Origin of the sequence: Brevibacterium sp. 1718 (genome assembly GCF_051131255.1) — a bacterium.
Taxonomy (GTDB): Bacteria; Actinomycetota; Actinomycetes; order Actinomycetales; family Brevibacteriaceae; genus Brevibacterium; species Brevibacterium sediminis.
Genome location: NZ_CP186550.1, coordinates 663738 through 676741, shown reverse-complemented (window position 1 = coordinate 676741; position 13004 = coordinate 663738). Strand labels below are relative to the sequence as shown.

Below are 13004 nucleotides of genomic sequence, written 5' to 3'. Positions count from 1 at the left end.
GACTCAACGTCTCCCCCGCGGAATGAGTGTGCCTCGTTTCAGCTGGTGGAGACCGCTATCGATGCCGCCCACCGCTGTGCTGAGGAGAAGAATTGACCGCCGAACCGATCTGGCTTCCCGACCCTGACCAGACCCCGCGACCGCAGATCGCCGACTTCATCGACTTCGCGAATCAGCGCACCGGCCAAAGCTTGGCCTCCTATGACGATCTGTGGAACTGGTCGGTGAACGACCTCGACGGGTTCTGGGGCGCGGTCTGGGACTTCTTCGACGTCATCGCCGATGAGTCCTACACCGAAGTGCTCGCCGACCGATCCATGCCTGGCGCCACCTGGTTCCGCGGCACTCGGCTGAACTACGCCGAACACGCTCTGCGAGTCGGCCTTGATGACGAACTCGCCGACGAACCAGCCATTATTACGATCAAAGAATCCGGCGAACATCTTGAGACCACCTGGCGCGAGCTGCGTCGCCAAGTTGGATCCGTCGCCGCCTGGCTGCGTGAGCAAGGAGTCGAACAAGGCGACCGCGTCGTCGGCTACCTCCCGAACACCCACCACACCCTCATCGCGTTCCTCGCGACCGCTTCCGTCGGCGCCATCTGGTCTGCCTGCGCTCAGGACTATGCGGCCGAAGGTGCCGCGACGAAACTCGGCCAACTCGAACCGAAGATTCTCTTCGCCGCCGACGGCTACCTGTGGAACGGCCAGGCCTTCGACCGCCGCGACCAGGTCGCTAGCCTGGCCAACCGGATGCCGAGCCTGCAGGCCGTAGTCGGGGTGGGCAACCTCGGCGAGGAATTCATCGATGAACACGGTCAGATCACGAACCTTACCGCCTGGGACGATATCGCCTCCGGGGATGCCGAACCCGAGTTCACGCGCGTCGATTTCGATACCCCGCTGTGGGTGCTGTACTCCTCGGGCACGACGGGGATTCCCAAGGGGATCGTGCACAGCCACGGCGGGGTCGTCATCGATCACCTGCGTCTGCTGGGTCTCCACCTCGACATCCGGCCGGGTGACCGGTTCTTCTGGTACACGAATACGAACTGGATGATGTGGAACCTCGTCGCCTCGGCGCTGGTGGGCGGTGCGACCACGGTGTGCTTCGACGGCAGTCCCCTCTACCCAGGGCCGGACCGGCTGTGGGAGATCGCCGCGGACACGAAGGCCAACGTGCTCGGGGTCAGTCCCGGGATCTTCCTGGCCGGGATGAAGGCCGGGATCGAACCCGGCAAGGAGTTCGACCTCTCCGCGCTGCGGACGATCGGCGCCACCGGCGCCCCGGTGCCCTCCCACTGCTTCCCATGGGTCCGCGATGCCGTGGGCGAGCGCGTGCAGCTGGCCTCGACGAGCGGCGGCACGGACGTCGTCAGCGGATTCGCCGGATCCGCCCCGAACTGTCCGATCTGGGCCGGTGAACTCTCACGGCCTGTCCTCGGTGTGGCGTTGGAGTCCTGGGACGATAACGGTCAGCCGCTTGTCGACGAAGTCGGCGAGATGGTCATCACCGCACCGATGCCATCGATGCCGGTGAAGTTCTGGAACGATCCCGATGGTGAGCGCTACCGCGACACGTACTTCTCGATGTTCCCCGGAGTCTGGCGCCACGGCGACTGGATCACCATCACCGACCACGGCAGCGTCATCATCTCCGGCCGCTCGGACGCCACCCTCAACCGGCAGGGCGTGCGTCTGGGCAGCGCCGACATCTACGACGTCGTCGACGGCATCCCCGAGGTGGCCGAATCCCTGGTCATCGGTGCCGAGCAGCCCGACGGCGGGTACTGGATGCCGTTGTTTGTTGTGTTGGCTGAGGGGGTTTCGTTGGATTCAGGGTTGCGGTCGCGGATTGTTTCGGAGCTGCGGTCCAAGGCGTCGCCGCGGCACGTGCCCGATGACGTCATCGCGGTCCCTGCCATTCCGCACACGAAGACGGGGAAGAAGCTCGAGGTCCCGGTGAAGCGACTGATTCAGGGGCATGCGCTGGAGAAGGTGGCGAATCCGGATGCGGTGGATTCGTTCGAGGCGCTGGAGTACTTTGTGCAGTTTGCGGAAGGGGCCGGCGGGGCTGGGTGAGCCTAGCAGCTGAGCCTGCGCACTATCCCGCGCTGAACCAACCCAACCCCGTACGCCACTGTCGTGGATGTACGGGGTAGGGCCGCCTCGAGGGAGGTACGGCGAAATCTAAACGTGCACATCCAATAACCGCGATCCCTGAAGTTCGCGTCAGTAGTGCGAGTTAGGCTCCTCACATGAATGCCGCGGATACGCCACAGGAGCCATATTCCTCTGCTCGCGACCTCCCAACGTTCCGGGAGATGGAGCAGAACATTAGAGGAATGCAGGAGCTGATCAATGTTGCTCCGGTCGTCAAGCAAGCTGAGCTCAAAAGAGACTTGAAGGACCTCAGTGCCGAGAGCAATCGCATCGCGCTACTCGTTGACGCGTTCTACGAAAAGCTTGGAAGCCGGAACTGGATCTTCTCCAGCGATCTAAGCCTGGAAACTGTTGAATCGATCGTTGAGAAGGATGACACGGACGACGTAGAAAAGGCGCTGATTACCTACTATCGTTCAGACGACCATGTGAAGTTTTGGTTGAAGCGTCTGGCGAGATTCGAAGCAATGAAGCCGCGTCTGCCACTGCTTCGGTCGGCGTTTGAGGATTACAAGTGCGGAAGACACTACAGTGTTGTATTGGTGCTTATTGCCGTAATGGACGGCTTTGTGAACGACCTCGATAAGCAGACTCGCAAGGGCCTGCACGCGAGAAGCGTGGAGGAGATGTTCGCTTGGAACAGTATCGTCGGACACCATATGGGTCTGACCAATGCGCATAAGACTTTCACCAAATCGTGTAAGAAGACAGTGACTAAAGAGGTCCGCGACCTGTATAGGCACGGCATTATGCATGGCATGGTCACGAACTTCGACAACTCCTTCGCTTCCACTAAAGCGTGGAACCATCTCTTCGCAATTGGCGACTGGGCGGATGCGAAACTCAAAGAAGCCGAGCAGGCGAGCGCACCACCTGAACCGTCAATAGAAGAGGTAGTTCAGCAATACCGCCAAATGCAGGAAGCCAAAGCAAGACGCGACCAGTTCGAGCCGTACGAATGCACCCCGGCCACCTCCGTTTGCGATGTACTTCGAGCGGCGGAAGACTACTTCCTACGCTGGGATAGGAAACAGTGGGGGCTACTCGGCCCACACTTCATGCAACCCTCTAATAGTCACTTGTCAGATGGCAACAATGCGTTGGATGCAAAGAGATTGTACGAAGAGTACTCACTCGATGAATACACGATCCGGAGAATCGAGCACTTCGGATCGATGAGGGCACACGTGCGTGCCTCGCTTACGGTGAATGGCCAAACACAATCGGTCAAACAACGCTGGTTACATGTGGACGACGCATCCAACATGGTCGACGAATGGGCAGATGGCCGCTGGGTGTTGGCACCGTATGGACCGTTGACGTTTATCGAGACGGAACTCTGACTTGCGACGCGGCTGGCGGCCAGGGACGCTAGACTGCCTCAGATCGCGGATCCCTTAACCTGCCACGGTTCCTGCGCTGAACGAACCCGACCCCGTACTCCACTGTCGTGGATATACGGGGTCGGGCCGCCTCGGCGAGGGCATCGTTCTTTGACGTCGAAGGATTCGACGTTCAGCCAGTTCGACGAACTGTCACGGGTTCATTCCCCGTCAATGTGTTCGGCCGCTGCCTCCTTGGTGTTCTCGACGTTGGTGACGACTTCCTCCGACCCCAGGCGGGTCTTGATGCCGACGTAGAAGACGATGGCGGTGAAGATGGTGCAGACCAGCTCGCCCCAGCCGAACGTGAGCACGCCCATAGCGCCCTCACCGTAATTGCTCAGCAGGCTGAGCACGGCCAGGCCGCCGAGCCACAGGATCATCCACCAACCGGATTTGAACTGCAGCGGCGGGATCTTGCTGCGGTCGCTGAACGCATAGTGCAGGCCGAGGACGACGTAGCCCAGAGCCATCGCTAGGAACAGCTTCCAGTTCGTGTCCCACCCAGTCCAGAACACAATGAGGTTCGCAGCGAGGAACCCGAGGAACGGGAGGACGTCTCCACCAGGCAGGCGGAACGGACGCTCCTGATTAGGCAGCTGACGGCGCAATGCCGCCACCGTGATCGGACCGGAGCCGAAGGAGATGACGGTGCCGGAGGTGATGAACCCGACCATCTTCGCCCACGACGGGAACGGGAAGAACAGGAAGCAGGCAACGATGAACGTGATGAGCAGACCGAACCACGGGATGCCCTTCTTGTTCAGCTTCGTCATGGCACTCGGGGCATTGCCCACGCGTGCCTGCGAGTACGACAGACGCGGGGTGAGCGCGGTGAAGATCAGGCCGGTGTCGGCCGGGGAGACGACGGCGTCGATGTAGAGGATGATCGCCAGCCACATGGCGCCGAGCATGATCGCGATCTCCGCCCACGGTCCCGCCGAGTTCGAGAACGACAGTCCGCCCCAACCGTCCTTGAGCAGGTCGGTGGGGATGGCGCCGATGAACGCGACCTGCAGGAGGATGTAGATGATGCCGGTGAGCACGATCGAACCGATGACGGCGAAGGGCACGTTCCTCTGCGGATTCTTCGTCTCACCCGCGAACTCCACACCCTGACGGAATCCGAGGTAGGAGAAGACGATGCCCGCAGCGGGCAGGGCCGCGAAGATCGGGGCGATGCCGTTGGGAGCGAAACCGCCGAACTCGGGCATGTGGAAGTGACCGGGGTTGAAGGCCAGCAGCGCCAGTCCGATGAACACGAGGACGATGACGAGCAGCTTCCACCACACGAGCACGTTGTTGAACTGGGCGAAGAACTTCACGCCGAACATGTTGATGACGCAGAAGACCGCGACCATCGCAATGCTCACGAAGATGCCCGGCACCGTGAGGACGAGCACCCCCTCCTTCGACTCCATCAGCCACGGCATATAGCTCGAGGCGTACTGGACGGCCGCGAGCACCTCGATGCCCACGGTTCCCGCCGCCGACAGCCACGTGATCCACCCGCTGGTGTAGCTGGCGAACGAACCGAAGGCATAGTGCGGGTAGCGCACGACACCGCCGGCGACAGGGAACATGACACCGAGTTCGGAGTAGTTCAGAGCCACGAAGATGATGAGGACCGCACCCAGGGCCCACGACAGGATCGCGGCCGGACCAGCCATGCTCGCGGCATCGAAGGCACCGAAGAGCCAACCGGAGCCGATGATCGACCCGACTCCGGTGAAGAGCAGGCCGGTCTTGCCGATATCACGTTTGAGCCCTTTGTCATGGACGACGGTCACGCTCGTGGGCGAGCCCGACGACAGGGAACTTTGTGAGGGCATCTTTGCCTCCCAGGGTAGACGGCAGTTTATCCGCCGCTAGTTTTCTCCGATCGGCGTGTGACGTCAATTACATAGCCGTGTTATACGGCCAGGTCACAGACTCAAACGACCCCGAACACCTCTTTTCGGTGTTCGGGGTCGAATGGTGGAACGTTGAGGGTCACTATGTGAGGTTTGCGCCTCGAGGTGGGTGCCGACGCGGTGGGCGCGGCTCTCAGCTCCCGGCGTTCGCGTCCGCGGTCAGGTGGGCGCGCGCCTCGGCGAGCATGGCCTCACGGGTCGCGATCTTCACCCGCTCACGTCCCTCGGCCACACCGAGGGCCTTCTCCGCGGCCTCGAGCCGGTGATAGCCCTCCCAATCGGTGAAGTCGACGCCCTTCGACTCGAGCAGCTCGACGATCGAGGACTCCTCCGGGTACAGGGGTTCGGTGAGCGCCCCGGCGGCCTGGTCGTCGAGGATGTGCCCGATCGTCTCGAGCGCATCGCCCTTCGTATGACCGATGAGCCCGACCGGTCCGCGCTTGATCCACCCGGTCGTGTACACGCCGGGGATGACGTCCGCCTCGGCGGCCTGGCCCTGCTCGTCGGCGTCGACGACGCGACCTTCGTGATTCGTGATGACCTTCTTGGCCTCATCGAAGGGCAGCTGCGGCAGCTGCGTTCCCGCATAGCCGACGGCCCGGTACACGGCATCGATGTCCCAGTCGTGGAAGTCCCCGGTGCCGTTGACGCCACCGGTCCCGTCGAGTTCCTGACGTTCCGTGCGTAGACCGGTCACCCGATCCTCGCCGAGGATGGCCACCGGTGCGTGGAGGAAGTGCAGGTGCAGACGGCGCTTCGCCCCGGTCTCCTCCCGCATCGCAAAGTCCGTGAGCGTCTTCGTCACCTGCTTGACCTGGTTGCTCGACTCGATGGCCTCGAGCGACCCCTGATCGAATTCGTAGTCCTCGGGATAGACGATGATGTCGACGTCTTCGACCTGACCGAGCTCACGCAGCTCGAGCGGAGTGAACTTCGCCTGCGCGGGACCACGCCGTCCGAACACATGGACATCGGTGACCTTCGAGGACTTCAGGCCCTCGTAGACGTGATCGGGAATCTCCGTCGTGTGCAGGTCATCGGCCTGCTTCGCGAGCACCCGAGCCACGTCGAGGGCGACGTTGCCGTTGCCGAGCACCGCGACCTTCTCCGCATCCAGCGGCCAGGTCTGGGCCACATCCGGGTGGGCGTCGTACCAGTTGACGAAGTCCGCGGCCCCATAGGAACCGGGCAGGTCGATGCCGGGCAGCGACAGCGGTGCGTCGACGAAGCAGCCGGTGGAGAAGATCACCGCATCGTAGCGGTCGGTGAGCTCGCCGAGGTTGATGTCGACCCCGTATTCGACGTTGCCGAACAGGCGGATGTCACCACGGTCGAGGACCTTGATGAGCGCATTGATGATGCCCTTGATCCGCGGATGGTCGGGGGCGACACCGTAGCGGACGAGCCCGAAGGGAGAGGGCAGGCGTTCGAAGAGGTCGATGCTCAGTTCCAGGTCATGTTCGGCCTTGGTCAGCAGGTCGGCGGCGTAGATGCCGGCGGGACCGGCACCGATGATGGCCACTCTGAAGGGAATAGCAGGCATGGTTTTCCTTGATCAGTCGGAGATGAGCGAAGTGTCGCTCGTCGTCATTGAGAAGTCCGTCGCTGGGTGTTCAGTCGTCCGCGTTCTGCGGCGGCAGAGCTGCGATGAAGGGATGGTCTTTGTCGACCACCCCGTGGGCGGCTGCTCCGCCCGGGGAGCCGATGTCATCGAAGAACTCGACGTTCGCCTTGTAATAGGCCTCCCACTCATCAGGCACATCGTCTTCGTAGAAGATCGCCTCGACGGGGCACACGGGTTCGCAAGCCCCGCAGTCGACGCATTCGTCGGGGTGGATGTAGAGGGAACGGGTGCCTTCGTAGATGCAGTCGACCGGGCATTCCTCGATGCAGGCTCGGTCCTTCAGGTCCACGCACGGTTGGGCGATGATGTAGGTCATGGGTTCCTCACGAGTTCGGATGCGTGCGCTGGCATAGGCTCTGTCGCCGAAGTGAACGCACCATCGGCGTAGGGGCTCAGGGTCACGACATCACCAGCGACGATCACGGCCGGTGAGCGGACGCCTCGGCGAGCCGCGCGGAAGGCGATGTCGCCGAGGGTTCCGATGGTCACTCGTTGGTTCTCACCGAAACCGTCTTCGACGATCGCGACCGGGCAGTCGTCACCGCGCCCGGATCGGGCGAGCACCATCGCCGAATTGATGAGTGTGCCCACTCCCATGAGCACGACGACGGTGTGGTCGCATCCCCCGCCGATCTCGCTGAGCTGGTCGTGACCGGTCACGACCGTGTACGAGGTGGCGACACCTCGGTGGGTGAGCGGGATTCCGGCGACCGCGGGAACGGAGTTCGCGCTGGTCACCCCGGGAACGACGCGGACATCGACTCCGGCGGCCCGGCAGGCGATGACCTCCTCTCCCCCACGTCCGAGGACGAACGGGTCCCCGCCCTTGAGTCGGACGACCCGACGGCCGAGCTTCGCCTGTGTGATGAGGATGTCGTTGATCCCGCTCTGCGGCACCGGATGGTGCCCCGGCAGCTTGCCGACGTCGATGATCTCCGCGTCCAGGGGTGCGCCGCGTTCGGTTTCGAGCTGATCGATGACTGATCTGGCACCGAGGCGGTCGGCCACGATGACATCGGCGCGTTCCAATGCGCGCAGACCGGTGACCGTGAGCAGTCCGAGATCGCCCGGTCCGGCACCGACGAGCAGCACCGTGCCGGGCTGCTGTGGGAGGAAGAGCGTCATGATTGGTCCTCGGTGGATTCGGAGCTGGGGGCCGCCTCGGGGGTGTGGATTCCCGCAGCGAGGGTGTTGCCTGTCTGCGGGTCGATGACGACGAAGGCTCCGGCCGTGCCGTGGTCGCGGAAGTCCGGGACCGGCAGCTCGGCGGACAGCTTCACCCGGGCCAGGCCGATGTCGTTGCCGGCGAGCACCTCGGCGGGTTCGGTCTCGGAGGTCTCGAGGTTGCGTTTGGCCTCGATGGTGACGATCCCCTTCACGGTCGTCGTCCCCGTCTTGATGAGCACCCGATCCCCCGTGCGCAGGCCCTCCGCGGTGAACGGGAACACCTCGGCGCGCAGTTCCCGGCGCGGGGTGGGCAGGGTGCCGGCCGCGGCGATGACGCTGCCACGGGCGGTATCGACGTCATCGGCCAACCGCAGCGCCACCGACAGCGGCGCACTCGCGGTCTCAAGGGGACCGCTGGCGGTATCGATTCCGGTCACCGTCGTCTTCAGCCCGGCAGGATGGATCTCGATCTCATCGCCGAGGCTGACCCGCCCGGCCGTGATCTGTCCGGCCACGGCCCGGTAGTCCCGGAATTCCTCGGGGTCGAGACCCGGTGCCAGGCCCCCTTGCGGACGCAGCACGGTCTGCACGTCGAGGCGGAAGGCCTCGAGGTCGGCGGTGTCCTCGTCCGCACTCGGCAGGGTCTCGAGGAGTTCGAGCAGTGCCGGCCCGGTGTACCAGGGAGTGCTGTCCGAGGTGGTGGCGACATTGTCCCCGGCCAGGGCGGAGATCGGAATGAGGTGCGGGGTCTCGAGGCCGATCTCGTCCGCGAGTGCCTTGATGTCGTTCTCGACCGTCTCGATCGCCGCCTGGTCGTAGTCGATGAGGTCGATCTTGTTGACGGCGATGATGACGTGGCGGATGCCCAGTCGGGAGACGACGGTGAGGTGCCGGCGGGTCTGTTCGGTCGAGCCGGTGCGGGCGTCGATGAGGACGACGACGGCATCGGCGGTCGAGGCTCCCGTGACCATGTTCCGCGTGTACTGCACGTGTCCGGGGCAGTCGGCGAGGATGAACGAGCGACGGTCGGTGGCGAAGTACCGGTAGGCGACGTCGATGGTGATGCCCTGTTCGCGTTCGGCCCGCAGACCGTCGGTGAGCAGCGCGAAATCGAACTCACCGCCCAAGAACCCACGTTCCCGGCTGGTGGCGGTCACGGCGGCGAGCTGGTCGGCGAGGATCGCCTTCGCATCGTGGAGGAGCCGGCCGACGAGCGTGGATTTGCCGTCGTCGACGGATCCGGCGGTGGCGAAGCGCAGCAGCGTCTTCGTTGTCGTGTCCAAGGTCGGCGTCGCCTCGGTGGTAGTTGTTTCGGTGGTGGTTGTGGTCGTCATCAGAAGTACCCGTCCTTCTTGCGGTCTTCCATCGCCGCGGCCGAGATCCGGTCGTCGGCGCGAGTGGCACCGCGCTCGGTCACAGTGGTGGCGGCCACCTCGGCGAGGATGGACTCGAGGTCATCGGCGCTCGATTCGACGGCTCCGGTGCAGCTCATATCCCCGACGGTGCGGTAGCGGACCTTCTTGGTCGTGACGGTCTCGCCGTCGCGCGGGGTGGAGAATTCGCCCGTGGCCCACCACATGCCGTCGCGCTGGAAGACTTCGCGATCGTGGGCGAAGTAGAGCTCGGGCAGTTCGATGCCTTCGCGGGCGATGTAGCTCCACACGTCGAGTTCGGTGAAGTTCGAGATCGGGAACACGCGCACATGTTCGCCGGGCAGGTGGCGACCGTTGAAGAGGTTCCACAGTTCGGGGCGTTGGCTGCTGGGGTTCCAGCCGCCGAATTCGTCGCGCAGGGACAGGATTCGTTCCTTGGCCCGGGCCTTGTCCTCGTCGCGGCGGGCACCGCCGAAGACGGCGTCGAACTTTCCGCCGGTGATGGCGTCGAGCAGCGGCTGGGTCTGCAGGGTGTTGCGGGTTCCGTCGGGGCGTTCGCGCAGGCGACCGTCGTCGATGTAGTCCTGGACCTTCGCCACCGTGAGGTCGAGGCCGTACTTCTCGGCCGTCTCGTCGCGGAAGCGGATGATCTCGTCGAAGTTGTGGCCGGTGTCGACGTGGAGGAGTCCGAACGGGATCTTCGCCGGCCAGAACGCCTTCGACGCGAGGTGGAGGACGGTCACGGAGTCCTTGCCGCCGGAGAACAGCAGCACGGGGCGTTCGAACTCGGCGGCGACCTCACGGATGATGTGGATCGCTTCGGATTCGAGGACGTCGAGGGTGGACAGGCTCGCACCCGGGTTGTGGGCGGGCGCCGCCTCGGGGGTGGTGTAGGTGTCGTGGTTGAACTGGGTGTCGATGCTCATGTGTGGAGTCCGCATTCTGTTTTGGTCGATCCGGCCCAACGGCCGGCGCGGGGGTCTTCCCCTTCGGCGACGGGGCGAGTGCAGGGCTGGCAGCCGATCGACGGGTACCCTTGGCTCAGCAGCGGGTTGACCGGGACGTCGAAGGCGCGCGAGTAGTCGAGGAGGTCATCGAAGGACCATGCGGCCAGGGGGTTGACCTTGACGAGTCCGTTCTTCTCATCGAAGGTGATCAGCGGCGTATTCGTCCTGGTGGGAGACTCGTCACGGCGGACTCCGGTGAACCAGAGTTCGTAGCCGTTCAGCGACTTCTTCAATGGTGCGACCTTGCGGCGGGCGCAGCACAGGCCCGGGTCGCGGGCGAAGAGGTCCTTGCCGAATTCGGCGTTCTGCTCTTCCACGGTCTGCTCCGGGAGGACGTCGACGATGTGGACGTCGACACGGCGGGCCACCTCGTTGCGGGTGTCATAGGTCTCGGAGAAGTGGTAGCCGGTGTCGAGGAAGAGGACATCGACGCCGGGCTGGTACTGGGCGACGTAGTGCGGCAGTGCCGCGTCGGCCATCGAGCAGGCCACGGCGCAGGCCGCGGTGTCGAAGTTCCGGGACACCCAGCGGATGACGTCGGCGGGGTTGGCCTCGGGAACACCGTTCTCCGGGTCACCGGCGAGTTCACGGGCACCCGCCTCGGCGAGGGCCTTGAGTTCCTCGATGGGGCGGGTCATACCAGTTCCTCCTCGTCAACGCGGTGGGCCCATTCGGAGAAAGTCTCGGTCTCCCCACGCCCGGCGAGGAAGCGACGGACGAGTTTCTCGACGTAGTCGCTGAGGTTCTCGGCGGTGACCTTGAGTCCACGGACGGTGCGGCCGAGTCCGGCCTCGTCGCGGTCTTTCGAGGCCAGGCCTCCGCCGACGTGGACCTGGAATCCGGGGACCTGTTCGCCTTCGTCGGTGGTGACGATCTGGCCTTTGAGCCCGATGTCGGCGGTCTGGATGCGGGCGCAGGAGTTCGGGCAGCCGTTGAGGTGGAAGCTGATCGGGTGGGGCAGCTCCTCGATGTCGGCGAGGCGCTCTTCGAGCTTCGTGATGGTGTCGGCTGCGGTCTGCTTGGTCTCGACGATGGCGAGTTTGCAGTATTCGATGCCGGTGCACGCGATCGTCGAGCGGCGGAAGAGGTCCTTGCGGCTGGAGAGGCCCAAGGCGTCAAGCTCGGCGACGACGGCTTCGACGTCCTTCTCCTCGATGTCGAGGAGGAGGAACTTCTGGTGCGGGGTGGTGCGCAGGCGGGTAGAGCCGTACTTGTCGGCAAGGTCGGCGACCTGGCTGAGCAGGGTGCCCGAGACGCGGCCGACGACGGGGCTGACCCCGATGTAGTAGCGGCCGTCGGTCTGCTTGTGCACGCCGACGTGGTCGCCGGCGGTGATCGGCTTGGCCGGCGCCGGACCGTCGGCGAGTTTGAATCCGAGGTATTCGGTCTCGAGGATCTCGCGGAACTTCTCCGGACCCCAATCGGCGAGCAGGAACTTCAGTCGGGCCTTGTTGCGCAGGCGGCGGAAGCCGTAGTCGCGGAAGATCGAGGTCACTCCCAGCCAGGTCTCGACGACCTGGTCGGGGGCGACCCAGGCACCGAGGCGTTCGGCGAAGCGGGGGACGACGGACAGGGCGCCGCCGACCCACAGGTCGTAGCCGATGCCGTGTTCGGGGTGTTCGACGGCGACGAAGGAGCAGTCGTTGATCTCGTGGACGACGTCCTGGCTGGGGTGGCCGGTGATCGCGGTCTTGTATTTGCGGGGCAGGTTCGACAGGCTCTGGTCGCCGATGTAGCGGCGTGAGATCTCTTCGATCGCCGGTGTCGGGTCGATGAGCTCGTCGGCGGCGATGCCGGCGACGGGTGAGCCGAGGATGACGCGGGGGACGTCGCCGCAGGCTTCGGTGGTCTGCAGGCCGACGGCTTCTAGGCGGCGCCAGATCTCGGGGACGTTCTCGATCTCGATCCAGTGCAGCTGGATGTTCTGGCGGTCGGTGAGGTCGGCGCTGTCGCGGGCGAATTCGGTGGAGATGTCGGCGATCGTGCGCAGCTGCTCGGTGGTGAGCTTTCCGCCGTCGATGCGGACACGCAGCATGAAGTACTCGTCCTCGAGCTCATGCGGCTCGAGCTTCGCGGTGCGGCCGCCATCGATTCCGGGTTTGCGCTGCGTGTACAGGCCCCACCAGCGGAAGCGGCCGTGCAGGTCGTCGGAGTCGATCGACGAGAATCCACGTTTGGAGTAGATGGTCTCAATTCGGGCGCGAACGTTGAGGCCGTTGTCTTCGGCCTTGTCGATCTCGTTTTTGTTCAACGGTTCATGGCCGTCAATCTTCCACTGCCCATTGGACTTCTTCGGGCGGGCGGGCCGCTTTGCGGCCTGTTTACCTGCCGTTTCCTTGTTCTCTTCCACCTGAGTGGACATTGCTGTCTCCAAAC

General features: G+C 64.1%; 10 protein-coding genes. 2 read left to right on the top strand and 8 right to left on the bottom strand.

Annotation, left to right across the window (positions count from 1 at the left end):
- Nucleotides 1–92 precede the first annotated feature (92 nt).
- Together ACOZ9V_RS02925 and ACOZ9V_RS02920 are read left to right on the top strand one after the other, a co-directional pair.
- Entirely contained in the window at nt 93–2081 is a 1989-nt protein-coding gene (locus ACOZ9V_RS02925) for an acetoacetate--CoA ligase (protein WP_434593425.1), read from the top strand.
- Nucleotides 2082–2257: 176 nt separating this feature from the next.
- Nucleotides 2258–3505 carry a hypothetical protein gene (locus ACOZ9V_RS02920; protein ID WP_434593422.1) on the top strand — a complete coding sequence of 416 codons (1248 nt, stop codon included), beginning with the start codon at nt 2258–2260 and terminating at the stop codon, nt 3503–3505.
- A gap of 200 nt (nt 3506–3705) precedes the next feature.
- Here the strand turns inward: ACOZ9V_RS02920 and ACOZ9V_RS02915 are convergent, their stop codons facing one another.
- The 8 genes from ACOZ9V_RS02915 to ACOZ9V_RS02880 form a co-directional block, all read right to left on the bottom strand.
- Nucleotides 3706–5376, bottom strand: a complete 1671-nt coding sequence (locus ACOZ9V_RS02915) for an APC family permease (RefSeq protein ID WP_181272325.1) — start codon at nt 5374–5376, stop codon at nt 3706–3708.
- 214 nt (nt 5377–5590) lie between these two features.
- Complete coding sequence (locus ACOZ9V_RS02910) at nt 5591–7000, bottom strand: FAD-dependent oxidoreductase (protein ID WP_434593418.1); 1410 nt, start codon at nt 6998–7000, stop codon at nt 5591–5593.
- Nucleotides 7001–7070: 70 nt separating this feature from the next.
- A complete protein-coding gene (gene fdxA / locus ACOZ9V_RS02905; RefSeq protein ID WP_172172271.1) occupies nt 7071–7397 on the bottom strand; it encodes a ferredoxin in 327 nt (108 codons plus the stop codon).
- Entirely contained in the window at nt 7394–8206 is an 813-nt protein-coding gene (gene cobA, locus ACOZ9V_RS02900) for a uroporphyrinogen-III C-methyltransferase (RefSeq protein WP_181272323.1), read from the bottom strand. Before cobA ends, fdxA begins: the two co-directional genes overlap by 4 nt.
- Nucleotides 8203–9582 carry a sulfate adenylyltransferase subunit 1 gene (locus tag ACOZ9V_RS02895; RefSeq protein WP_434593413.1) on the bottom strand — a complete coding sequence of 460 codons (1380 nt, stop codon included), beginning with the start codon at nt 9580–9582 and terminating at the stop codon, nt 8203–8205. Before ACOZ9V_RS02895 ends, cobA begins: the two co-directional genes overlap by 4 nt.
- Nucleotides 9582–10547 (bottom strand): sulfate adenylyltransferase subunit CysD, encoded by a 966-nt coding sequence (gene cysD / locus ACOZ9V_RS02890; protein WP_434593410.1) that lies wholly within the window; start codon nt 10545–10547, stop codon nt 9582–9584. Before cysD ends, ACOZ9V_RS02895 begins: the two co-directional genes overlap by 1 nt.
- Nucleotides 10544–11266, bottom strand: a complete 723-nt coding sequence (locus tag ACOZ9V_RS02885) for a phosphoadenylyl-sulfate reductase (RefSeq protein WP_181272320.1) — start codon at nt 11264–11266, stop codon at nt 10544–10546. Before ACOZ9V_RS02885 ends, cysD begins: the two co-directional genes overlap by 4 nt.
- Entirely contained in the window at nt 11263–12990 is a 1728-nt protein-coding gene (locus ACOZ9V_RS02880; protein ID WP_434593406.1) for a nitrite/sulfite reductase, read from the bottom strand. Before ACOZ9V_RS02880 ends, ACOZ9V_RS02885 begins: the two co-directional genes overlap by 4 nt.
- Nucleotides 12991–13004: the final 14 nt, after the last annotated feature.